The sequence below is a fragment of the Ewingella americana genome, assembly GCF_006438725.1.
In the GTDB taxonomy this organism is placed as follows: Bacteria; Pseudomonadota; Gammaproteobacteria; order Enterobacterales; family Enterobacteriaceae; genus Ewingella; species Ewingella americana_A.
Genome location: NZ_RCZD01000004.1, coordinates 332,030 through 356,456, shown reverse-complemented (window position 1 = coordinate 356,456; position 24,427 = coordinate 332,030). Strand labels below are relative to the sequence as shown.

The following is a 24,427-nucleotide window of genomic DNA, read 5'->3' as shown; positions in this document are numbered from 1 at the left end:
TGTACGGAGAAGGTTGATGAAAAAGTATTTCCTCATGGTGGCGATGGCTGCCCTGATCCTCGGTGGTTGTACACTGCCAACCAAACAGCAGCCGGCAGAGCCTCAGCAGCCGACTGCACCCGTCATTGTTGAGCCGGGAACGCCGGAAACCTCGGGGCAGCCGCCGGTTGAAACTGTTCCGCAGCCTCCGAAAGTGCAGACCATCAACTGGAGCGCAAGCGTTCAGCCCATGGTGGCTAAAATGTTACAGGCCGATGGTGTGCAGGCGGGCAGCGTTCTGTTGCTCGACAGCGTGAAAAACAGTACCAATGGCTCACTGCCAGTAAGCAAAGCCACCGCTGCACTGCATGACGCACTGGCAACTAACAACAAATTCCAGGTTGTCCCTGATTCTCAACTCGCGACGGCCAAGCAGTCATTGGGCTTGTCGGTTGACGACAGCTTAGGATCTCGCAGCAAAGCTATTGGCCTGGCACGCTACGTCAATGCCCAGTACGTGCTTTACAGCACAGTCACTGGCGAGGTCAAAGCACCGATGCTGAAAATGCAGTTGATGACCGTGCCGAGCGGTGAAATTGTTTGGTCCGGTAACGGTGCCGTTCAACATTAAGGCCGTACTCGAACAATTTCTTGCGCAAAAACTTCCGGCGGCATATTCCGCCGGTTGTCTTTTAAGCCCGGTGGCAGGGCTGACGGGTGAAAGCTGGAAAATAGAGACGCCAACGCAGTCATGGTTAGCAAGAATTCAGTCAGCAGAAAAAGCCCGGCTTGGCGTGCAAAGGCGGCGGGAAAAGGCTGTTTTACAACATCTTGCCGGGTTGGGTATTGCACCAGAGATCACACTGTTTTCTCCTCAGTGGCTGGTGGTGGAGTGGCTGGAAGGGAACACCTGCGACGCCACATCTGCCACTGACATGGTGTTTCAACTGCGCCTCAGCCAGTTGCTGGCCCGGTTACACCGCCTTGCACCGTGCGGCCACCGATTATTGCTACGTCAGCAGTTAGCCCGTTACTGGCAACAGATTGACCGCAGGCGTTTGACGCCGAAGTGGCTGCGCCTGCAACAGCATATGATGCGCGCACAGATGCCCACCCCCTTAAAACTGGCGGTACTCCATATGGATGTACACCCTGGAAATCTGGTCTGTGATGGGCAAACTTTACGGCTGATTGACTGGGAATATGCTGCTGATGGCGATATCGCCCTTGAATTAGCAGCACTTTTTCGCAGCAATGACTGGACTGCAGAGCAGCAGCGGAGTTTCCTGTCTACGTATGCGGTCGCTGGTGGTTACCGGGATACGGCACGGCTGGTACGCCAAATTCGCCGCTGGACGATGTGGGTCGATTATCTCATGCTGATGTGGTACGAAGTCCGCTGGCATCAGACTGGCGACAATGCGTATTCAGACGGTGCGCAACCGCTGCGTGAGCGACTTTTCGCCAGCGGACGCACCGGTGATAAAACAAAATAAATTATGGAGGGCACAGACGTGGGTCCAGTAATGCTAGACGTTGCCAGCTACGAGCTGGATGCCGAAGAACGAGAGATTTTGCAACATCCTCTGGTTGGCGGTTTGATCTTATTTACCCGTAACTACCATGATGTCGCTCAGTTGCATGAATTGATCCGCCAGATCCGTGAAGTTTCCCGTGAACGTCTGGTTCTGGCCGTCGATCAGGAAGGTGGGCGCGTACAGCGTTTTCGTGAAGGCTTTACCCGTGTTCCGGCGGCGCAGTCTTTTGCCGCACTCAATGAAATTCACGAAGGCCAGCGTCTGGCAAAAGAAGCGGGCTGGCTGATGGCCTCCGAAATGATTGCCATGGATATCGACATCAGCTTTGCGCCGGTCCTCGACATCGGTCATGTCAGCGCCGCCATCGGTGAGCGTTCCTTCCATGCCGAACCGGCAAAGGCCCTTGACATGGCAGAACAGTTTATTTTGGGTATGCATGGTGCAGGTATGAAAACCACCGGCAAACATTTCCCAGGTCACGGTGCCGTGACTGCGGATTCTCATAAAGAAACGCCGCGTGACGACCGCCCTTTGGAGGTTATCCGCGAACATGATATGGCGATTTTCCGCCAGTTAAATGACAAAAAATTACTGGATGCGGTGATGCCCGCGCATGTTATCTATACTCAGGCAGACTCGCGTCCCGCCAGCGGTTCAACCTATTGGCTGCAAAAAATCCTGCGTCAGGAACTCGGCTTTAAGGGCGTGATTTTCTCTGATGATTTATCGATGGAAGGCGCGGCAATCATGGGCAGTTATGCCGAACGTGGTCAGGCATCGCTGGATGCTGGTTGCGATATGATTTTAGTCTGTAACAACCGCTCAGGGGCGGTCAGCGTGCTGGATAACCTGTCTCCGGTCAAAGCAGACAATGTTGCCAGGTTGTACCATCGAGGCAAATATACGGGTAAAGATGCGCGCAGGGACTTGCTCAATTCAAGCCGCTGGCAACTTGCCCACCGGGAATTAACCGAACTGGATGCCCGCTGGCAGGACCACAAACAGTCAGCGTACTAAATGGCAACCTAATGTCATTAACCTTGATGTTCTCAATGCGCAATCAGGATGAGGAAAACGATGATTATATATTTGCATGGCTTTGACTCAACCAGCCCCGGCAACCATGAAAAGGTGCTGCAGCTGCAATTTATTGATCCCGATGTCCGCTTTATCAGTTACAGCACGCTCCATCCGCGTCATGACATGCAGCATCTGCTGAAGGAAGTCCATAAGGCAATCCAGCAATCCGGGGATGACAGAGTACTGATTTGCGGCGTGGGTCTGGGAGGTTTCTGGGCCGAGCGCATTGGGTATCTGTGTGGGATCCGTCAGGTCATGTTCAACCCTAACCTCGTGCCGCAGGATAACATGACCGGTAAAATCGACCGTCCTGAGGAATATCTTGATATCGCCACTAAGTGCATCAGTGATTTCCGCGAGAAAAACCGCGATCGCTGCCTGGTAATTCTGTCACGTGAAGACGGTGTGATCGACAGCCAGAAAACGGCAGATGTGCTGCACCATTTCTACCAAATCGTGTGGGATGACAAGCAGAGCCACAAATTCAAAGATATCTCGACGCATCTACAACGGATCAAAGCCTTTAAAAATCTCGCCTGATCGTTCGGTGAGGGAACAAACGGTCACAGGCAAGTATCTGTGGCCGTTTTTTTTTGGCAAATCATGCCCGCTGCATTTCTCATTCATAATGAAGTTTTTCTGTGATTCCCTCCTAACCCCCTGATTCAAAAAGGTCAAAAACCGTGCCATTCCGCTAAGTGATTTCCACTGAATGGATTTAAATTGATGTATGTCAATTTTGGTATGACCAAATCACCACGCATGTTATTCTCGGGGCAGATACCGATTTAACTTAAGCCAACCCTATGTATTCTAAGGATAATAATTTTACTCTTAGATAACAATTGGTTCACATTTGAGGGGGTCATGTTGACTACATCCATGAAGAAAATCGTGATTATCGGCGGTGGTGCCGGTGGTCTGGAGCTTGCTACCAGCCTGGGTCATAAACTTGGTCGCAAAAAGAAAGCCGAAATCGTGCTGGTGGACCGTAACCACAGCCATTTATGGAAGCCGCTGTTACATGAGGTGGCCACCGGCAGCCTGGACGACGGTGTGGACGCGCTGAGCTATCTGGCACACGCCCGTAACCACGGCTTTAACTTCCAGATCGGCTCGCTGGTTGATATTAACCGCGAGACACAAACCATTCAGCTGGCTGAAATCATCGATGAAAAAAACGGTGAGGTCCTGGTCCCCGCACGTGATATCACCTACGACACATTGGTGATGGCGCTGGGGAGTGCGTCAAATGACTTTGGTACACCCGGCGTGAAAGATCACTGTATCTTCCTCGACAACCCACATCAGGCCCACCGTTTCCATAACGAAATGCTCAATCTGTTCCTGAAGTTTTCCGCCAGCGCGGACAAGCAGAAGAAAGTGAACATTGCGATTGTCGGCGGCGGCGCGACCGGCGTTGAGCTGTCGGCTGAGCTGCATAATGCCGTTAAACAGCTGCACAGTTATGGTTTCGAGGGTTTGGACAGCCAGGCGCTGAATGTCACGCTGGTGGAAGCCGGTGAACGTATTCTTCCTGCTTTGCCACCGCGTATTTCCGCTGCGGCACATCAGGAACTGACCAAACTGGGCGTGCGAGTGTTGACCAAAACCATGGTTACCAGCGCCGAGAAAAAGGGTCTGAACACCAAAGATGGTGAGTTTATTGAAGCCGACCTGATGGTGTGGGCGGCGGGCATTAAAGCGCCTGACTTCATGAAAGAGATTGCCGGTCTGGAAACTAACCGTATCAACCAGTTGGTGGTGGAGCCGACGCTGCAAACCACACTTGATCCTAACATCTTTGCGATTGGCGACTGCGCCTCCTGCCCACAAAAAAGCGGGGGATTTGTCCCTCCACGTGCTCAGTCCGCACACCAGATGGCGTCACGCTGTTTCGACAATATTATGGCGCAGCGCAAGGGCCAGAGTCTGAAAGAGTACGTCTATAAAGATCACGGCTCATTGGTCTCTCTGTCGCGCTTCAGTACGGTTGGCAGTCTGATGGGTAACCTGATGAAAGGCTCAATGATGGTGGAAGGGCGTATTGCACGTATCGTGTATGTCTCGCTTTACCGCATGCACCAGATTGCGCTGCACGGCTACACCAAAACCGGGCTGATGATGCTGGTAGGGGGAATTAACAAAGTAATTCGTCCCCGTTTAAAACTGCACTAAGCTATTTTTTAGCCAGCTAGGCTGAATCGATTCATTTCAAAAGCCTGTAATAACAGGCTTTTGAACTTTTTCCGCTATCCTGATCACATTCAGCATAAGATTTCATATAAACAATTTCGTTCGCTAAGAATCCTCCTAAACCCTCGTTTCGCCAGTCACAGATGCTCTTTTCGTCCTTGAGTCTTATTGCCGGAATGTAAAACTTTGTGCAGACTTTACGTTGTTTACAGACGGCGATTCACGCACGCCGATCCCTCAAAAACCGGCTATGCCGATTGAGGTCCTGTTACCCGACACGGTATCTCACTCTTTAGACAGATGGGAGGTCCGGTACGAAGGGGTCACAGAATGCGTGGTAACATTTTCAGGAGGATGTCCTGTGAACAAATCAATGTTAGCTGGCGTCGGTATCGGTGTTGCTGCCGCGCTCGGCATCGCAGCAGTCGCAAGTATGAATGTCTTTTCTTCAGGTCCGCAGTATGCGCAGGTACTCAGCGCAACGCCGATTAAAGAAACGGTCAAAACGCCTCGCCAGGAGTGCCGTAACGTCACTGTTACTCACAGACGCCCGGTGCAGGATGAGCATCAGATTGCCGGTTCCGTGCTGGGTGCCGTTGCAGGTGGTGTGTTGGGGCATCAGTTTGGTAACGGTCGTGGTCGCGATGTTGCGACCGTAGCCGGTGCGCTGGGTGGCGGCTATGCCGGTAACCGTGTACAGAGCAGTATGCAGGAAGGTGATACCTACACCACGCAGCAACAGCGTTGCAGTACGGTGTATGATAAGTCAGAAAAAAATCTGGGTTATGACGTGACTTACAAAATCGGCGATCAGCAGGGTAAAGTGCGCATGGATCATGATCCGGGCACTCAAATTCCTCTGGATAAAGGTGGCCAGTTACAGCTGACTCGTACCTAATCTGAAGCCGTTTCACAAAAAAGCCTGAGGTTTCGACCTCAGGCTTTTTTGTGCGTAATGACTGGGTGCGTTAGGTCAGGTTTTCTGCGAAGGCTGCCAGTAAATCGTCCACGAATTTTAGGCGTTTCGGCCGGTCAGTCAGGTCAATCATAAACTTCAGCTTAGTCGGTCCGTCGAGACGGTAAATCTGAGGCTGTTTCTGCAACAGACCAATCAGATAGCCTGGATTCACACGATTTTTCTCGCTGAATTCGACAAAACCACCGCGTTCATTACCTTCGATACGCTTGATGCCCAACGCTTTGGCTTTCAGACGCAGCACCGCAATAAGTAGCAGATTCCGTGCACCGTCCGGCAATGTGCCGAAACGGTCAATCAGCTCCACGCGCAGCTCATCGAGTTCGCTCTCGCTGCCTGAACTGGCAATGCGTTTATACAGGGACAGACGCGTGTTGACGTCAGGAATATACTCCTCCGGCAACAGGGCTGGCATGCGCATTTCAACGTCTGTCTGGCTGGTGGTCAAATCTTCCAGCGACGGTTCACGCCCCTCTTTAAGTGCTTCGACCGCGTTTTCTAATAGCTCCATATACAGCGTAAAACCGATACTGGTCATCTGGCCGCTTTGGCCTTCACCAAGCAGTTCGCCCGCACCACGAATCTCAAGGTCATGCGTCGCGAGCGCAAACCCTGCACCTAAATCTTCCAGCGACGCGATGGCTTCCAGGCGCTTTAAGGCATCTTTTGACATCGCTTTTGGCGGCGGTGTTAACAGGTAGGCATAAGCCTGATGATGCGAGCGCCCGACGCGGCCTCGCAGTTGATGCAACTGTGCCAGGCCGAGATGATCTGCGCGCTCAATAATGATGGTGTTGGCACTCGGAATATCGATGCCGGTTTCGATAATGGTGGTACATACCAGTACATTGAAACGCTGGTGGTGGAAGTCGTTCATGACCCGTTCGAGATCGCGTTCACGCATCTGACCGTGGCCGATGGCAATGCGTGCCTCCGGTACCAGTTCAGCCAGTTTGTCGGCAGCTTTGTCGATGTTTTCTACGTCGTTAAACAGGTAGTAGACCTGGCCGCCGCGCAAAACTTCACGCAAGATGGCTTCGCGGATAACCAGACTGTCGTATTCACGTACGAAGGTTTTGACCGCCAGACGGCGTGCCGGTGGCGTGGCAATGATCGATAAATCACGCATCCCGCTCATCGCCATGTTTAGCGTGCGCGGAATGGGGGTCGCGGTCAGGGTCAGAATATCCACATCGGCCCGCATTGCTTTGATACGCTCTTTGTGGCGCACGCCGAAGCGGTGCTCTTCATCGACAATCAGCAGGCCGAGATCCTTCCAGTGCAAATTACTTTGCAGCAATTTATGGGTACCGATGATGATATCCACCTTGCCGTCGATCGCCTGTTCCAGTACCACATTCTGTTCTTTGGCACTGCGAAAACGCGACATCATTTCGATGCGCACTGGCCAATTGGCGAAACGGTCACGGAAGTTGTCGAAGTGCTGTTGTGCCAGCAGCGTGGTTGGCACCAGTACGGCAACCTGTTTATTGTTCGAGACAGCAAGAAATGCTGCGCGCATCGCCACTTCGGTTTTACCAAAGCCCACGTCGCCACATACCAGACGGTCCATCGCCAGTGGCTGAGTCATATCGGTCAATACGGCGTTAATCGCCTGAGCCTGGTCTGGTGTGGTTTCAAATGGGAAGGTCTGACAGAACAATTGGTACTGCTGCTTGTCATGTTTGAAGGCGAAACCTTTTTTGGCTTCGCGCTGGGCATAGATATCCAGCAACTCGGCCGCGACGTCGCGAACCTTTTCGGCCGCTTTCTGCCGGGCCTTGGACCAGGCTTCACCGCCTAACTTGTGCAGCGGCGCGCTTTCATCAGCGCCTCCGGCATAGCGGCTGATGAGGTGCAGCGAAGAAACCGGTACGTAAAGTTTGTCTTCACCCGCATAGGTGAGGATCAGGTATTCGGCTTTGATGCCGCCGGTTTCCAGCGTAGTCAGACCGAGATAACGTCCGACACCGTGCTCCATATGTACCACCGGCTGGCCGGTGCGCAATTCCGCCAGATTGCGGATCAGCGTGTCGGTATTAATGGCGCGGCGGCTGTCCTGACGACGGCGTGCAACGCGCTCACCGAGCAGATCGCTTTCACAAACCAGCGCCAACTGTTTGTCACTGTCGAGGAAACCGCGCTCGCAGGCGCCGATCATGATGTAACGGCCTGTCGTTTGAGCTTCTTCAATACGGGTGATAAGCGTCGGATTAAGCTTAATCCGCGCCAACAGGTCCTGCAGGGTTTCGCGACGCCCCTCGCTTTCTACCGAGAACACCAGGCTGCCCGCGAAGGATTCGTTAAAGCGGCGCAGGTTATCCATCGGCGCTTTATTTTGCGGCTGCACGGAGAGGTCCGGCAACGCCTGATAACTGAGGTTTGTATTGGCGGTTTTGTTCGGCAGTACGTCAGTCTTCAACTGAATGCGCGGCCACTCTTTCAACTCGCTAAACAGTGAATCCACCCGTAGCCACAGGGTTTCAGGTTCCAGCAGCGGGCGCATTGGGTCTACGCGGCGGCTCTCATAGCGCTGAGTCGCGTCAAGCCAGAAACGGTCGGCGGCGCTTTCCAGATCGCCGGTATTGAGCAGCAGGGTATTTTTCGGCAAATAGCTAAATAACGTGGTCAGCGGCTGGCTGAAAAACAGCGGTTGCCAGTATTCGATCCCGGCTGGGAACGTGCCTTTACTCACCTGCTGATAAACATGTTCGGCGTCGCGGCGCACTTCGAACTTTTCACGCCACTGGCTGCGAAACAGTTCGATGGCGGTTTTGTCGGTCGGGAATTCGTGTGCAGGCAGAAGGTTAATCTGTGCGACTTCACTCAGCGTGCGCTGGGTATCGACGTCAAACACCCGCAGGCTGTCGATTTCATCGTCGAAAAAGTCGATGCGGTACGGCTCGTCGCTGCCCATCGGATAGAGGTCCAGCAGGGCGCCACGCGTGGCAAACTCACCGTGTTCCATCACCTGATCAACACTGCGGTAACCCGCTTGCTCCAGTTGGGCACGCAGTTTGTCACGCGATAGCAACTGGCCTTTTTTCATGACCAGCGCGTGGCCGTGCAGGAATTCGTGAGGACAAACCCGCTGCATCAGCGTGTTAACCGGCAAAATAATGATGCCGCGCTCGAGCATTGGCAATTGGTAAAGGCTTGAGAGGCGGGAAGAGATGATCTCCTGATGTGGCGAAAAACTGTCGTATGGCAGCGTTTCCCAGTCAGAAATGTTGATCACTTTCAGGTCGGTAAATTGCTGAATTTCATCGCGCAGGCGCAGGGCATTTTGCATGTCAGGTGCGATGAGCATCACCGGACCGGCGTGACGTTCGCTGATTGCGGCACATTCCAATGCGCATGCAGAACCCGTGAGCTGCCCCAGTGCGCGGGTATCGCCGGGACGTTCAGGCAAAGAATAACGATGATCTTGAGGCATAGGCTATTTTGTTATCTCGTTGTCGGCGGCCATCTGGACCTGATTTGCAGAGCGTATCTTGCGATGCTGTGCTTATCGGGGTCAACCCGATTATCCAATAATAAAATCTATAAAAGACAATAAAGCCGGGGGGTTAATACCGTTAGTGGTTCCATAAAGCGGGACTAGCCTTTATTATCCTTGATCACTTTAGTCTGCGCCATGCACTTAACACGGCCAAGCACGTAAAACGGATGTCATGTATCAACCTGTCGCGTTATTTATAGGCCTGCGCTACATGCGCGGGCGTGCTTCAGACCGCTTTGGGCGGTTTGTCTCCTGGCTTTCTACCATCGGTATTACCCTCGGGGTGATGGCGCTGGTGACGGTGTTATCGGTCATGAACGGTTTTGAGAAGGATCTGGAGGGTAACATTCTGGGTCTGATGCCTCAGGCGTTGGTGACCACGGCACAGGGGTCGCTGGATCCCCAAAAAATCACTCATGGCGATGTCGCTGCGCTGAGGGGCGTAACCCGCGCCGTGCCACTGACCACCGGCGACGTGGTGCTGCAAAGCCCCGGCAGTGTGGCCGTCGGCGTGATGCTGGGCGTGAATCCTGATGAGAAAGACCCGCTCTCCAATTATATGGTGGCGGTGAATCAACAGGTGCTGCAACCGGGTCAGTACAACGTCATTCTCGGCGACCAACTGGCACAACAGCTGAAAGTCAAACGCGGCGACCAGTTGCGTCTGATGGTCACCAGCGTCAGCCAGTTCACCCCAATGGGCCGCATTCCCAGCCAGCGCCTGTTCACCGTTGCCGGAACCTTTGCCGCCAACAGTGAAGTGGACGGCTACCAGATGCTGGTTAATCAGCAGGATGCATCCCGCCTGATGCTCTACCCGAAAGGGTATGTCACCGGTTGGCGTCTGTTCCTCGACAAGCCGCTGGATGTTGATAGCCTCAGCGCGCAAACCCTGCCGAAAGGCACCGAGTGGAAAGACTGGCGCGAACGTCGCGGTGAGTTATTCCAGGCGGTGCGCATGGAAAAAAACATGATGGGTCTGCTGCTGAGCCTGATCGTTGCCGTGGCGGCTTTTAACATCATTACTTCCCTCGGCCTGCTGGTAATGGAGAAGCAGGGCGAAGTGGCGATTCTGCAAACGCAGGGACTGACCCGCCGTCAGATCATGGCGGTGTTTATGGTGCAGGGGGCGAGTGCTGGGATCATCGGCGCGCTGCTCGGTGCTGTGCTCGGCGTGGTACTGGCTACCCAGTTGAATAACATCATGCCTGCGATTGGCCTGATGCTCGATGGCGCTTCACTACCCGTGGACATCGAAACCCCACAAGTGCTGATTATCGCGCTGATCGCCATGGCGATCGCTTTATTATCTACGCTTTACCCTTCGTGGCGCGCAGCTGCCGCCCAACCTGCAGAGGCTTTACGTTATGAGTAACATTTTATCATCGCAGGGCGACCTATTATTGCAGTGCGAAAACCTCTGTAAGACTTACACGGAAGGTAAAATGCACACCGACGTGCTGCGCGATGTCTCTTTTGCTATCCAGCCGGGCGAAATGATGGCGATTGTCGGCAGCTCTGGTTCAGGTAAAAGCACTCTTTTGCATCTGCTGGGTGGCCTTGATTCCCCGACGTCCGGCAAAGTCGTGTTTAAAGGCACTTCGCTCAATACGATGTCTTCCGCAGCTAAGGCCGAATTGCGTAATCGCGAACTGGGCTTTATCTACCAGTTCCACCATTTACTGCCAGATTTTACCGCGATGGAAAACGTCGGCATGCCGCTGTTAATTGGTAAAGGCAAAGCTGCTGACGTGGAAGAAAAATCCATGGCGATGCTGGCGGCAGTTGGCCTGCAACACCGTAGCAAACACCGCCCGTCTGAACTCTCTGGCGGCGAGCGTCAGCGTGTGGCCATTGCCCGTGCACTGGTGAACAACCCGTCGCTGGTACTGGCTGATGAACCGACCGGTAACCTGGACCAAAAAAACGCAGACAGCATTTTCGACCTGCTGGGGGAATTGAATGTGCGTCAGGGCACGGCCTTTTTGGTCGTCACCCATGACCTGCAACTGGCCAAGCGCATGAACCGTCAGTTGGAGATGCGTGACGGGAAGTTGCAACAGGATTCGACCCTGCTGGGAGCTAAGTGATGTCAGCTATCCCATTTTCTCTTTTAATCGGCCTGCGCTTTAGCCGTGGCCGCCGCCGCAGCGGTATGGTGTCGCTGATTTCGATCATTTCGACGCTCGGCATCGCGTTGGGCGTGGCGGTGCTGATTGTTGGCCTCAGTGCCATGAACGGTTTTGAGCGGGAATTGAAAGAACGCGTGCTTGCCGTGGTACCACACGGCGAAATACGCCCGGTCAATCAGCCATTTGACGGCTGGCAGGGCGTGCAGGAACGCATTGAAAAAGTGCCAGGCATCGCTGCTGCGGCACCTTATGTTGAATTTAACGGTCTGATTGAACACGGCGCCAAGCTGCGCGCGATCAAACTCAAAGGGGTTGACCCCCAGCAGGAATCCCGCGTCAGCGCAGCACCGAGTTTTGTCCTGGGTAATGCCTGGCAGAGTTTTAAAGCGGGCGAACAGCAGGTCATTCTGGGTAAAGGCGTCGCCGATGCCATTGGCGTAAAACAGGATGACTGGGTTAGGGTGATGATCCCGAACAGCGACCCGGAAATGAAGCTGCTCCAGCCTAAACGCATCCGTCTGCACGTCACCGGAATCTTGCAGTTAAGCGGTCAGCTCGACCACAGTTTAGCCATGGTACCGCTGGCAGATGCCCAGCAGTATCAGGACATGGGCAGCAGCGTCACCGGCATTGATATCAAAGTGAATGATGTTTTTGCTGCGCAGAAACTGGTGCGTGATGCCGGTGAAGTGACGCAGGCCTATGTTTATATCAGCAGCTGGATCGGCACCTATGGTTACATGTACCGTGATATCCAAATGGTGCGTGCCATCATGTATATGGCCATGGTGCTGGTAATCGGCGTGGCCTGTTTTAATATCGTCTCGACGCTGGTGATGGCCGTAAAAGATAAAAGCAGTGATATTGCGATTCTGCGTACACTCGGCGCCAAAGACGGGCTTATTCGTGCGGTATTCATCTGGTATGGTTTGTTAGCCGGGCTGGTGGGCAGTCTCTGCGGCGTGGTGGTGGGTGTGATTGCGTCATATCAACTGACCAATATTATCAATGCGCTGCAAAAAATTACCGGACATCAATTCCTGTCGGGCGATATTTATTTTATCGACTTTTTACCGTCGGAACTTCACTGGCTGGACGTTGCGGGCGTGCTGTTTACCGCGCTGGTACTTAGCCTTGTTGCCAGTTGGTATCCGGCGCGGCGCGCCAGCCGCATTGATCCGGCACGCGTACTCAGTGGCGGCCAGTAGAAACTTTTAACAGACTTGTAAAAGCAGGAGCACTTATGCGCACACGCCATCGTCTGTGTCGGTTTCGCAAAAATAAGCGCATACGACACCAACGTTTTCGCTCAAGTATTTTCCATCGTGACAATATGGCTGCAGCGTCATTGAAACGGCCGTTTGTCGTGGTCCTGACCGGTGCAGGGATTTCTGCGGAGTCGGGCATCCGCACCTTCCGCGCGGCGGACGGGTTATGGGAAGAACATAACGTCGAGGACGTTGCTACCCCGGAAGGCTATCGCCGTGACCCTGAACGGGTGCAGGCATTTTATAATGCGCGCCGTCAGCAGTTACAACAGCCTGAGATCCAACCGAACGCAGCGCACAAGGCGCTGGCAATGCTGGAAGATGCGCTGGGCGATAACTTTTTGCTCGTGACGCAGAACATCGACAATCTGCATGAGCGTGCGGGCAACAAGCGCGTCATGCACATGCATGGTGAACTGCTTAAAGTGCGTTGTACCGCGTCTGGGCACGTATTCGACTGGCCGCGCGATCTTAGCGTGAATGATAAGTGCCACTGCTGCCAGTTCCCCGCGCCCCTGCGTCCGCATATTGTCTGGTTTGGTGAGATGCCCATTGGCATGGATGAAATCTATCAGGCACTGGCGAAAGCAGATTTCTTCATTTCTATCGGCACTTCGGGCCATGTTTATCCGGCTGCGGGTTTTGTCCATGAAGCGCGTCTGGGGGGCGCTTTTACGATTGAGCTGAATCTCGAGCCGAGTCAGGTCGAAAGTGAATTTGACGAGAAAAAGTACGGCCTTGCCAGTGAGGTCGTCCCCGAGTTTGTTCACGCTTTTTTGACCAAAGAAGATAATGCCTGGCACTAGCCGGGCTTTTTCCCTCTTTTCCCTCGTTTTTTCCCTCTATTTCGCGAAATTCAGTAAAAATTGCGCCGGTGCAGAACACTTCCTCCACTAAACTTGGGGAAAAATGACCTGACGCAATATTTGCGGTATTCATGCTGCGCATAATAAAAGTCAACTGCCAGAGGATACCTAAATATGGATAAGTTGCTCGATCGTTTCTTCCACTACGTTTCATTTGATACCCAATCGAAAGCCAATGTCAGGCATACGCCCAGTACTGAAGGGCAAATGAAGCTGGCACGTGAATTACGTAACGAGATGATTGAACTGGGGTTCGACCAGGTTACGCTCAACGACAAAGGTTGCGTCATGGGCACGTTGCCTGGCAATGTCGCCTGGCAGGTTCCGACCATTGGTTTCATTTCCCATTTGGATACTGCACCGGACTTTACTGCGAAACACGTCAATCCGCAGATCGTCGAGAATTATCGTGGCGGTGATATTGCGCTCGGCAACGGCGACGAAGTGCTATCACCCGTGATGTTTCCGGTGCTGCACCAACTGCTCGGCCAGACCTTGATCACCACTGACGGCAAAACGCTGCTAGGTGCAGATGACAAAGCCGGGATCGCCGCCATTATCACCGCGATGGTGAGGCTCAAAAATAGCCACCAGCCACACGGCCCGCTGCGGGTGGCGTTCACGCCAGATGAAGAGATCGGCAAAGGGGCACAATCTTTTGATATTCCAGCATTTGGCGCTGAGTGGGCCTATACCGTAGATGGCGGTGGCGTAGGTGAGCTGGAGTTTGAAAACTTCAATGCGGCGTCAGCCACCATAAAAATTGTGGGTAATAATGTGCATCCTGGCAGTGCCAAAGGTGTAATGGTCAATGCGTTGTCGCTGGCTGCCCGTTTCCACAATGAATTACCGGTCGTTGAAACTCCCGAAAATACTGAAAATTATGAAGGCTTTTACCATCTGACGTCAATGAAAGGCACGGTTGAGCGCGCGGAGATGCATTATATCATCCGGGATTTTGACAAAATCAATTTCGAAGCCCGCAAACAAAAAATCATTGATGTCGCCCACGTGGTCGGTAAAGGGCTACACCGAGATTGTTATATTGAGGTGACGCTTGATGATCATTATTACAATATGCATGACAAAGTGACGCAGCATCCGCACATTATTGAAATTGCAAAACAAGCGATGCTGGCGTGCGATATTGAACCGGTGATGAAACCGATCCGTGGTGGTACGGATGGCGCACAGCTCTCATTCCGTGGTCTACCTTGTCCGAATATTTTTACCGGCGGATATAACTTCCACGGTAAGCATGAGTTCATTACGCTCGAGGGGATGGAAAAAGCTGTGGAGGTGATCATGCGCATTGCTGAGCTCACCGCCAATAGAGCGCGTGGTTGAGCCTTGACCCATTACCGGTAATGGGTCATTACCGGTAATGCCTTTCTAATTTTTTCTGCAAGTTTTTATTCTTTCTCCTTTTATTCAAAAATAATATATTCCAATTTTATTTATTTACTCTAATTATACTTATTAAGTAAATGGTATATTGATTTGACAAGATGCCTTATTTTATTGAATATGACGATCTTATTTCGTCATTATCTATGGTTTTTATGGCGAGGTTATAAAATGGAATGTTTTATTAAATGGAGTAATTATGTTCACTACGCTTCAACAGATACAAGATTTTATCGCGGCTAAATCGTGGGATTGTTACTTTAAAAATGAGATCAATGCATGGGTGTTTGTCTGGTATCCTGAGGATGGACATCTGGGGCATGCCGCCATGTTGATAGGCGATCTATCGATAGAAAGTCCTTATGTCAGTTGGTGGCCTAAAAATACAAGGGAGGGAATATCGGAATTTTTCCGCAAGAGCCCTTCACTTAGACAATCGACTTTAAATCCAGAAACGCAAAATTATGAATTTGAAACAAGCAGCTATGATATGGACTGTTTTTCTGAGGAAAATAGTCCGCATGTGATTTATGGCCTGCGGGGATTAGATGTCCGTGAAATGCAGATGGCCTGGCATAATATAGTGAGTCGGTAAAATTAATCATTCTCTCCACTCTCTAAAAATTGTGCATCAATTGTCAGTCGCGTGCTTAAAGCCGGTTTAACCCGTTCACCATTAAGACATCGTGTACTTGGGATGTTTTATGGTAGCCAATATATTTGGACGCCTAAACGGATCGCTGTTATTTGTAATTTGTTACGGGATAATAATGCGGCCTGGAAAATAGTTGTGCCTGAGCGTAATAGTAAAAAATCATTATTTAAAACCCTGATAAGATTACGCTAGGTATCTCATTAGATTACAACCGTAATTTTCTTAATTAAGCATTGTATTTTACATCTCATGGAGAATTTAATTTGTCTTTTTTAGAACAGACTCAAGGTATTAGAGATTTTATTAGGCGAAAAGTGACCTCAAGTGATGTTGATCAGGTTATTTATTTGGTATGCCAATAGTCATGATATGGGGCATGCCTCAATGTTTATTGGTGATATATCGAAACAAAGTTCCTGCGTAAGTTGGTGGCCGCAATATCACGGACATGTAAGCTATTTCGTAAAATATCCAGCGGGAGTATCTAATGGCTATGAAGCTGACTGTTCTTTAGAAAAGAGAGTGCCAGACGTAGTGTATGGATTGAAAGGATTGGATGATTACGCAATGAGAATTGCCTGGCGGGATATTTGTATTAAAGAAAATGCATCATTTACATTAATGTCAAAAAATTGCTCAAGTATTGTTAGGAGAATACTGAAGGCTGGCTTAGTACACTCTCCTCTTAGGCATAAAGTGTTTGGCGTGATGGACGGTGGTTTTTATACGTGTACCCCGAAACGGGTCGCTGTGGTTTGTAATAACTTGCGTGATAACAATATGGCGGTAAAAATAAAAATGCATGCTAAATTAGACCATTCCAGTATTTTTGACGTTATATTTCGGTTGCGCTGAAGATAAGGCTTTGTGGCGAATTTTTATGGTTATATTTTGGGATTTTTTATTTTGTTAGGTTTAAAAGACTTGGTCGAACTGAAAGAGTTTGCGAAACTCAGATCTTCATATTATGAATTCACCAGCGAAATTAATGTATGGGTATTAATCTGGTATTCAAAAGGTATTCGAATGGGGCATGCATCAATGTTTATAGGCCACCTCGATAATGAAAGCAACTACGTCAGTTGGCGGCCCAACATTGCTGGGGGGAGAGTCTTGTTACACAAGTATCAGGCTGCAGTAGCAAACAATTATGAAATTGATTATGGTATAGAGAGGCGTGGACCCGATGTACTTTATGGCGTAAAAAGTCTAAATAGTTCGGCGATGAGAAAAACATGGCGGGAGATTTGCCATAAAAAAGATCATCCCTCGTTTCATGCTATTTCAAAGAACGGCGCATGTATTGTTAACAGGATATTAAAAACAGGGTTGGCAAATTCCCACTTGAGAGATAAAAAATTTGGATTCATGGTGGATCGTTTCTCTATTTCTACCCCAAAGCAGATTGCAGCGGTATGTAATACACTTCGCGATAATAATATGGCGCTTAAAATCAGGATAGAATAAAAGTACACACTTTTATTTTCAAACGTAATTACGCTTGAGCTAAATGAAAAGGGCATTAAAATGCCCTTTTTTATGAAATGAATTTAATCGTTGAAATACCAGTAGCCGTTGTTAATCAGCGCAGAGAGCAGGGCGAGGAAGGACGGATCCTCCAGCGCCGCGCCCAGCATCTCACGGGTCACCGTAAAATGGCGAGTTATGGCATCGGCTGCAGCCATCTGTTCAGTGACCATCGCTTCACCGTTGACGTAGCATACGTCACCAATGCGCACGACACGCAGACCGCTGAGGCGTTGCAGTGTTTCACCTGACTCCAGTAGCTCATAAATCTCACCCGCCTGATACGGCGGCTCCGGCGGTGCCAGATCCAGCTCATGGCGTGACTGGGAAATAAATTCACCAAACCAGCTGTCAAAATGTTCTGGGTTACCCACTAACTCCAAAATCATGTTTTGCAGGCTGTCAATTTCTTCGGGCAACACCAGCGCCGGGTGTTCGCGTTCAACCAGTTCAGGGTCTCCATAACGTTTACTGCCCAATTCGCGGGACAGGACGTAATCGGCATAACCACTGATCATCTCGCGGGCATTGGGTGCACGGAAGCCGACCGAGTAGTTGAGCGAGTTTTCCAGCGAATAGCCTTCATGCGGGAAACCCGGTGGAATATAGATGATATCGCCCGGTTCCAGTTCTTCGTCAATGATGGCATCGAAGGGCTGGACTTGCAGTAAATCGGGATGCGGGCAGTGCTGTTTCATTGGGACTTTTTCACCCACCCGCCAGCGACGGCGGCCAGTTCCCTGAATGATAAATACGTCGTACTGATCAAAATGCGGGCCAACGCCGCCGCCTGGTACTGAATAGGAAATCATCAGGTCATCCATGCGCCAGTCAGGAATATGGCGGAAAGGGTGCATCAGGCGAGCAGAGGGTTCATGCCAGTGATCCACGGCCTGAACCAGAATCGACCAGTTGTTTTCACCCAGATGATCATAACTTTCAAATGGACCGTGACTGACCTGCCAGCGGCCATCCTCATGACTGACCAGACGGCTGTCTACTTCGCTTTCCATTGCCAGACCAGCCAGCTCATCAGGGGAGAGAGGGTCAACGAAATTTTTGAAGCCACGCTTAAGCACGACAGGGCGCTTTTGCCAGTAACGTTGTAAGAAGTCTGTCCAGTCCAAATCGAGTTGATAATCCATAAGTTTGTACCCTTCATATTTCAAATTGCAGCGGTGTTGGCTTCGCTCGCTCATCCCAGTCATTGAAGTGGCTAAGCGTGCGGGCGTTTACCCGGTTGCCGCCATGTTGCGCCTTCAATATATCGTGCATATTCGAAGGGCATGAAAGAGATGTCTGGAAAGGATTATAACGGAAGGAGCGGCGGCTGCATTGGGCAATCACCAGCAAATTTCATTTACTGAGAGCGATGTAGATTGCAGCGGCGCGATGTTGACTTAATCGAGGTCGGCGTCGTGTTGTTGGCCAAAGCACACACGCATGCTGGCGCCGCCTAGCGGGCTGTCACCGATGATGATTTCGCCGTCATACTGCTCAATAATTTCACTGGCGAGCGAGAGTCCTAAACCCTGGCCGGGGCGCAATGTATCGGCCCGCTGTCCACGCTGGAAAATTACGGTGCGTTTGCTTTCAGGAATGCCGGGACCGTCATCCTCAATCAGTATCACCAGCTGATTTTCGGCATATACGGCGCTGATCTCCACAAACTCCAGGCAATATTTACAGGCGTTGTCGATGACGTTACCCATCACTTCTATAAAGTCATTTTTCTCGCCGATAAAGGTAATTTCAGGCGAAATATCTAGCGTCAGCACCACACCTTTACGCTGATACACTTTGTTCAACGCAGAGCATAAGCTGTCGAGCAGCGGTGGGACAGAGTGTACTTCGCGGATCAAAAGAGTGTGCTCTGAACGCAGCGTCGCACGGTGTAGGTAGTAGCCGATCTGTTGAGATATACGGCTAATCTGCTCAAGCATCACCGGTTCAGCTTGTTCGATAGTCATCTGCTTGCTGTTGCGCAGCGAACGCAGCGTTGACTGCAACACAGCCAGTGGCGTTTTCAGGCTATGAGTGAGGTCAGCAAGTGTTGTACGGTAGCGGTCATAGCGCTCACGCTCACCGTACAGCAAAGTATTGAGGTTACGCACCAGGCCTTTTAGCTCACGCGGTGGGTTTTCGTCCAGAGCTTCGCGTTCGTGGGTTTCGAGTTCGGCCACCTGTCTGATCAGGGCTTTAATCGGCCGCAGACTCCAGTAAGCTGCCAGCCACAGCAGCGGTACCACCAGCAATAGGTTTGCCAGCAGCACATAGCTGAACCATTCCCAAACCAGGTCCGAGCGCTGCAACTCCTGAGGTATCGTGTCAACCACCACAATATTCAATGCAGGGAGGCGGCTGGTTGCCGCATAAGTATTGACAGCAATCGAGTGGGTCAGCGCGCTGGCATCGGTGTCATCATAATCTTTCAGTTTATCCTGCGCCTGCGGGTTATTTCCGACCACTTCGCTGCTGACCTGAGTGTCGGTATCCATCTCATAGAAGCCGGGTTTATTCATCCACGACTTATCGATGTGTGCTTCAAGCTGCGGCAGACGGCGCTCGGCCCACAGCAGATCGCCTTTATTGTTATAAATGAACACCAGCGTGGGGGAATTGAGATCCAGATCGGGGGGAACGTTGATAGTCAGCTTATTGTCGCGCCATTGGGCGAGGCTGAAGAATAAATTACTTTCCCCGCGCAGCAGGCTGTACGCCGTTTTATTAAAGCTCACCATATAGCCGACCACCGCCACTAGTCCGTAAGCCAGTGACAGTGCGAGCACCACCATCGCCGTCGCTAACATAAAGCGTGAACGCAGCGAAAAAGGTTTGAGATGACGAAGTTTAATCAATTGAATGTCAGCCAGCGTTACGAACGAATGTCAAAGCGATAACCCTGACCACGCACGGTGGTGATGACATCAGTCGGATATTCGGCCTGGAATTTTTTGCGCAGCCTGCCCATTAGTACATCCACGGTGTGGCTCTCGCGCAGTTCGGCGTCAGGGTAGAGTTGTAGCATCAACGAGTCTTTACTGACCACTTTGCCCGCATTACGGATCAATGTTTCGATAATGGTGTATTCGAAAGCGGTGAGTTTCACCGGCTGGTCATTTACGGTCAGCTCGCGGCGCGACAGATCAATCTGGAATGGGGCCATGGTGATGACCTGAGAAGCCAGGCCGCTGTTACGGCGCATCAGCGCCTGCATGCGTGCGATGACTTCTTCCAGATGAAAAGGTTTAGTGACGTAATCATCAGCACCTGCTTCCAGCACGGCAACTTTGTCTTGCCAGCTTTCACGTGCGGTCAGTACCAGAATCGGCAGATTGGCCTGATGGCTGCGCCAGCGTTGGATCAAACTCAAGCCATCTTCACCCGGTAGTCCGAGGTCAACAATGGCGATATCCGGCGCATGTTCCTGCAAAAAGTAGTCAGCTTCTTTCGCATCTTCTGCTGCATCGACCTGATGCCCCATTTCACGCATTTGTACCGAAAGGTGATGGCGTAACAGCGCATTGTCTTCAACAACCAGAATTCGCATAGCAACTCCTTTTTGATGCAGGGCTGAACCCTGGCCAGTTTTTATAATAATCTCGGCACAACTGTAGCTGATTCAGGATGATTATCTTCAACGTCGGATAAACATGTTGGAAGGCAAGTTAAACAGAAGGTAAACCGAGTATAAACGGCTATAGGTCTCTATGAAAGAAAATGCCAAAAGAGATGTCTGAGGGATTTAAATCAAACCTGGTTGGCATGCAAAAGGATTCAAGAGGGGCATTCTCTACCAGCGCTGGTCGCTTTATAAATAGGGGAGATAACGGTTTTTTACCGCCTGTTTAAAGATAAAGGCGACCCGAAGGTCGCCTTATTGGCACAATCTGAAAACTTACTTCAGTTCATCAACCATTTTAGCTGCGCGGCCAATGTAGTTGCCCGGTGTCATGGCTTTGAGACGGACTTTCTCGTCTTCCGGCAATGGCAGGCTGTCGATGAATGTCTGCATGCCGGCTTCGTCAACGCGTTTTCCGCGGGTCAGTTCTTTCAGCTTTTCATAAGGCTTCTCGATACCATAACGGCGCATCACGGTCTGGATTGGCTCGGCCAGTACTTCCCAGTTGTGATCGAGCTCGAAGGCGAGATTCGCTTCATTGACTTCCAGCTTGCTGATGCCTTTCATGGTCGCCTGATAGGCGATCAACGCATAGCCGAGACCGACGCCGAGGTTACGCAGCACTGTGGAGTCCGTCAGGTCACGCTGCCAGCGGGAAACTGGCAGTTTGCTGGCCAGATGCTGTAACACGGCGTTAGATAAACCGAGATTGCCTTCGGAGTTTTCAAAGTCGATCGGATTGACTTTGTGCGGCATGGTGGAAGAACCGATTTCACCAGCGATGGTGCGCTGTTTGAAGTGGTTCAGGGCGACGTAGCCCCAGATGTCGCGGTCGAAGTCGATCAGAATGGTGTTGAAACGCGCCACGCAGTCGAACAGTTCCGCAATGTAGTCATGCGGTTCGATCTGTGTGGTGTACGGGTTCCAGGTGATGCCGAGTGAAGTCACAAACTCTTCGCTGAATTTGTGCCAGTCAACCTCAGGGTAAGCCACGATGTGGGCGTTGTAGTTACCGACTGCACCGTTGATTTTCCCAAGGATTTCCACCTGTTGCAGCTGTTTGTACTGGCGGTCCATGCGGTAGGCCACGTTAGCAAACTCTTTACCAATGGTAGATGGCGTAGCGGGCTGACCGTGGGTACGCGACAACAGCGGAATGTCCCGGAACTGATGGGCCAGACTTTTGAGGGAGTCGATGATCTTCAGCCAGTACGGCGCAACCACTTCCTGACGCGCGGTTTGCAGCATCAAGGCGTGAGACAGGTTGTTAATATCTTCTGACGTACAGGCGAAGTGAATAAATTCGGATACTGCGTGCAGGGCAGGGACAGCGGCCACTTTTTCTTTCAGAAAATACTCAACCGCTTTAACGTCATGGTTGGTGGTTTTCTCAATGTCTTTAATACGCTGAGCATCTTTTTCGTCGAAATTCGCCACTAACTGGTCAAGGTAAGCGTTTGCGTCGGCTTCAAAAGCAGGGACTTCTTTGATGTCTGCGCAGGCTGCCAGTTTTTGCAGCCAACGTACTTCAACCTGTACACGGAATTTCAGCAGTCCAAATTCGCTGAAAATAGTGCGCAGCGCGCTGACTTTATCACCGTAGCGACCATCAACGGGGGAAACGGCGGTCAGTGAGGATAATTCCATCGGTAGCAACTCCTGGGATCTTATTAACAATGAGCTAAAATATTTTTCGCCTGTTCAAACAAGCGATTGCGGGAAAACATGAGCTGTAAGCGTCCGCCGCCTACCTGCTGCCATAAAACCGCTGAGCGGATACCTGCCAGCAGCACGGCCCGGACTTTGGCCTGAACCTGAGCGTTTTGCAAAATCGTGGGCGATCCGGTGACCTGAATACGTGGGCCGACCGGGCTGACAATATCAACATAAATGGCGGCCAGTGAACTGAGCATCGTTTCTGATTCCAGTTCAAAGTGCGCCAACTGGCGGTCAAGCTGGTCAAGGCGTTCGCCGAGCTTGCTCATCGCCGCTTTATTGGCGTTGAGCTTGCGCTCCAGCACCATCAGGCTCAATGCGTAGCGCGTTAATTCAGCACCAGGCCCCTGGCGGTTAGCATTCAGAACACCCAGTAGCGTTTCCAGCCCCATTTTCAGGTTGGCTTCATTATTGCCGTAAACCGCCAGCGTAGACGCCGGATTCATCTCCAGCAGGCTGCGTAACGACACTGACATTTCTTCCTGTGCGCAATGACCATCGTGGGCCAGTTGTTGAACAAGGCGTGCTGATTGGCACATTCCGGCCAGTGCCAGCGTAATGTCATAATAATTTTTAGCCACGTTTACTCCTGTAAGCGTTGTTCGCCCGGCAACCGGCTTCAGTTAAGAAGAAATGGCCAGCAGGGCGAATCTGAGGCGACAGATCATGCCACAAAATACACACTAAACACAGTTCGGAATCAGTGCAGATTTGCGAGGTCGATCTGGATAAAATAAATCGGGACGCCGTGAGCGTCCCGTATCAAGATGGTCAGCTTTACAGCGGATGACGCTGTTCGATAATGCCGCCACCGAGGCAGAGTTCACCGATGTAAAACACCGCTGACTGGCCGGGTGTCACTGCGGCGACCGGTGCGTCGAAATGCACGTCAATGCGGTCTTCGCCCAACGGTGTGACGGTGCAGGGGATGTCCTGCTGGCGATAGCGGGTTTTCACCATGCATTTGAAAGGTTCGGTAACGGGTTTACGGTCCACCCAGTGTAGCTGCTGGGCGATCAGACCCACCGACATCAGGCGTGGGTGTTCGGCGCCCTGTGCCACGTAGAGAATGTTATTCGTCACGTCTTTTTCCACTACGTACCATGGATCTTCGCCGCCATCTTTCTGACCGCCAATCCCCAGCCCTTTGCGCTGACCGAGTGTGTGGTACATCAGCCCCTGATGCTGGCCCATGTCCTGACCATCAACGCTTTTAATCGGGCCCGGCTGAGCAGGCAGGTAACGGCCAAGGAAGTCTTTGAATTTGCGCTCGCCGATAAAACAGATACCGGTGGAGTCTTTCTTTTTAGCGGTGACCAAATCCAGCGCTTCGGCAATGCGGCGTACTTCCGGTTTTTCCAGTTCACCCACCGGGAACAGGCTTTGGGCGATTTGATCACTCCCAAGCGTATAGAGGAAGTAGCTCTGATCTTTGTTGCCGTCAGTACCGCGCAGCAAATGGCTGATGCCGTTAAAGTCTTTGCGGCGCACGTAGTGTCCGGTTGCAATGTAGTCCGCGCCTAAATCTTCAGCTGCAAACTCCAGAAAGGCTTTGAATTTAATCTCTTTGTTGCACAGGATATCTGGGTTGGGTGTACGCCCCGCTTTGTACTCTTCGAGGAATAATTCGAACACGTTGTCCCAATATTCCGCCGCAAAGTTCACGGTGTGCAGTTTCATGCCCAGTTTGTCGCACACGGCCTGCGCATCGGCAAGATCGGTGGCGGCGGTGCAGTACTCTTCATTGTCGTCCTCTTCCCAATTTTTCATGAAGAGGCCCTCCACCTGATAGCCTTGCTGTTGCAGCAAATAGGCCGAAACGGAGGAGTCGACGCCGCCGGACATCCCGACGATCACTTTTTTCTGGCTGTTGTCAGACATAATAGTCCCGAAAAACATGAATAAATTGCCCGGTAATGCGGATGTTTTTTTGGCAAATGTCCCACGAGGATGAAGGCCGCGC

General features: G+C 51.4%; 21 protein-coding genes. 14 read left to right on the top strand and 7 right to left on the bottom strand.

Annotation, left to right across the window (positions count from 1 at the left end):
* Window positions 1–16 precede the first annotated feature (16 nt).
* From lpoB to EAH77_RS09765, 6 genes are all read left to right on the top strand, one after another.
* On the top strand, window positions 17–610 hold the full coding sequence (lpoB, locus tag EAH77_RS09790; protein WP_140472106.1) for a penicillin-binding protein activator LpoB: 594 nt from the start codon (window positions 17–19) through the stop codon (window positions 608–610).
* Window positions 570–1,475, top strand: coding sequence for a phosphotransferase (locus EAH77_RS09785; protein WP_431306758.1), 906 nt, complete (start codon window positions 570–572; stop codon window positions 1,473–1,475). The genes lpoB and EAH77_RS09785 overlap by 41 nt, the downstream gene beginning before the upstream one ends.
* A gap of 30 nt (window positions 1,476–1,505) precedes the next feature.
* On the top strand, window positions 1,506–2,534 hold the full coding sequence (gene nagZ, locus EAH77_RS09780; RefSeq protein ID WP_140472104.1) for a beta-N-acetylhexosaminidase: 1,029 nt from the start codon (window positions 1,506–1,508) through the stop codon (window positions 2,532–2,534).
* Between the two features lie 60 nt (window positions 2,535–2,594).
* Window positions 2,595–3,137 (top strand): alpha/beta hydrolase YcfP, encoded by a 543-nt coding sequence (gene ycfP / locus EAH77_RS09775; RefSeq protein WP_140472102.1) that lies wholly within the window; start codon window positions 2,595–2,597, stop codon window positions 3,135–3,137.
* A 330-nt stretch (window positions 3,138–3,467) separates the two neighbouring features.
* Window positions 3,468–4,775, top strand: a complete 1,308-nt coding sequence (locus tag EAH77_RS09770) for an NAD(P)/FAD-dependent oxidoreductase (RefSeq protein ID WP_140472237.1) — start codon at window positions 3,468–3,470, stop codon at window positions 4,773–4,775.
* A gap of 379 nt (window positions 4,776–5,154) precedes the next feature.
* Window positions 5,155–5,691 carry a glycine zipper 2TM domain-containing protein gene (locus EAH77_RS09765; RefSeq protein WP_140472100.1) on the top strand — a complete coding sequence of 179 codons (537 nt, stop codon included), beginning with the start codon at window positions 5,155–5,157 and terminating at the stop codon, window positions 5,689–5,691.
* Window positions 5,692–5,761: 70 nt separating this feature from the next.
* Here the strand turns inward: EAH77_RS09765 and mfd are convergent, their stop codons facing one another.
* Window positions 5,762–9,205 (bottom strand): transcription-repair coupling factor, encoded by a 3,444-nt coding sequence (mfd, locus tag EAH77_RS09760; RefSeq protein ID WP_140472098.1) that lies wholly within the window; start codon window positions 9,203–9,205, stop codon window positions 5,762–5,764.
* A gap of 238 nt (window positions 9,206–9,443) precedes the next feature.
* On the opposite strand from mfd, the gene lolC reads away from it, so the two are divergent.
* From lolC to EAH77_RS09720, 8 genes are all read left to right on the top strand, one after another.
* Window positions 9,444–10,646, top strand: a complete 1,203-nt coding sequence (gene lolC / locus EAH77_RS09755; protein WP_140472096.1) for a lipoprotein-releasing ABC transporter permease subunit LolC — start codon at window positions 9,444–9,446, stop codon at window positions 10,644–10,646.
* On the top strand, window positions 10,639–11,361 hold the full coding sequence (gene lolD / locus EAH77_RS09750; RefSeq protein WP_140472094.1) for a lipoprotein-releasing ABC transporter ATP-binding protein LolD: 723 nt from the start codon (window positions 10,639–10,641) through the stop codon (window positions 11,359–11,361). Before lolC ends, lolD begins: the two co-directional genes overlap by 8 nt.
* Window positions 11,361–12,611, top strand: a complete 1,251-nt coding sequence (lolE, locus tag EAH77_RS09745) for a lipoprotein-releasing ABC transporter permease subunit LolE (RefSeq protein WP_140472092.1) — start codon at window positions 11,361–11,363, stop codon at window positions 12,609–12,611. Before lolD ends, lolE begins: the two co-directional genes overlap by 1 nt.
* A gap of 35 nt (window positions 12,612–12,646) precedes the next feature.
* Window positions 12,647–13,477 carry a Sir2 family NAD+-dependent deacetylase gene (gene cobB / locus EAH77_RS09740; protein ID WP_140472090.1) on the top strand — a complete coding sequence of 277 codons (831 nt, stop codon included), beginning with the start codon at window positions 12,647–12,649 and terminating at the stop codon, window positions 13,475–13,477.
* A 174-nt stretch (window positions 13,478–13,651) separates the two neighbouring features.
* Window positions 13,652–14,884 (top strand): peptidase T, encoded by a 1,233-nt coding sequence (gene pepT / locus EAH77_RS09735; protein ID WP_140472088.1) that lies wholly within the window; start codon window positions 13,652–13,654, stop codon window positions 14,882–14,884.
* Between the two features lie 259 nt (window positions 14,885–15,143).
* Window positions 15,144–15,539, top strand: coding sequence for a hypothetical protein (locus EAH77_RS09730; RefSeq protein ID WP_140472086.1), 396 nt, complete (start codon window positions 15,144–15,146; stop codon window positions 15,537–15,539).
* A gap of 387 nt (window positions 15,540–15,926) precedes the next feature.
* Complete coding sequence (locus tag EAH77_RS09725; protein ID WP_161985787.1) at window positions 15,927–16,454, top strand: hypothetical protein; 528 nt, start codon at window positions 15,927–15,929, stop codon at window positions 16,452–16,454.
* 12 nt (window positions 16,455–16,466) lie between these two features.
* Window positions 16,467–17,066 (top strand): hypothetical protein, encoded by a 600-nt coding sequence (locus EAH77_RS09720; protein ID WP_140472082.1) that lies wholly within the window; start codon window positions 16,467–16,469, stop codon window positions 17,064–17,066.
* Between the two features lie 83 nt (window positions 17,067–17,149).
* On the opposite strand, the gene EAH77_RS09715 is transcribed toward EAH77_RS09720, so the two are convergent.
* From EAH77_RS09715 to mnmA, 6 genes are all read right to left on the bottom strand, one after another.
* Window positions 17,150–18,271, bottom strand: a complete 1,122-nt coding sequence (locus EAH77_RS09715) for a cupin domain-containing protein (RefSeq protein ID WP_140472080.1) — start codon at window positions 18,269–18,271, stop codon at window positions 17,150–17,152.
* 255 nt (window positions 18,272–18,526) lie between these two features.
* Complete coding sequence (phoQ, locus tag EAH77_RS09710; RefSeq protein ID WP_140472235.1) at window positions 18,527–19,981, bottom strand: two-component system sensor histidine kinase PhoQ; 1,455 nt, start codon at window positions 19,979–19,981, stop codon at window positions 18,527–18,529.
* A 20-nt stretch (window positions 19,982–20,001) separates the two neighbouring features.
* Window positions 20,002–20,676 (bottom strand): two-component system response regulator PhoP, encoded by a 675-nt coding sequence (phoP, locus tag EAH77_RS09705; protein WP_140472078.1) that lies wholly within the window; start codon window positions 20,674–20,676, stop codon window positions 20,002–20,004.
* Window positions 20,677–21,024: 348 nt separating this feature from the next.
* Window positions 21,025–22,395 (bottom strand): adenylosuccinate lyase, encoded by a 1,371-nt coding sequence (gene purB, locus EAH77_RS09700; RefSeq protein ID WP_140472077.1) that lies wholly within the window; start codon window positions 22,393–22,395, stop codon window positions 21,025–21,027.
* A gap of 23 nt (window positions 22,396–22,418) precedes the next feature.
* Entirely contained in the window at window positions 22,419–23,045 is a 627-nt protein-coding gene (gene hflD, locus EAH77_RS09695; RefSeq protein WP_140472075.1) for a high frequency lysogenization protein HflD, read from the bottom strand.
* A gap of 196 nt (window positions 23,046–23,241) precedes the next feature.
* On the bottom strand, window positions 23,242–24,363 hold the full coding sequence (mnmA, locus tag EAH77_RS09690; RefSeq protein WP_277752554.1) for a tRNA 2-thiouridine(34) synthase MnmA: 1,122 nt from the start codon (window positions 24,361–24,363) through the stop codon (window positions 23,242–23,244).
* Window positions 24,364–24,427: the final 64 nt, after the last annotated feature.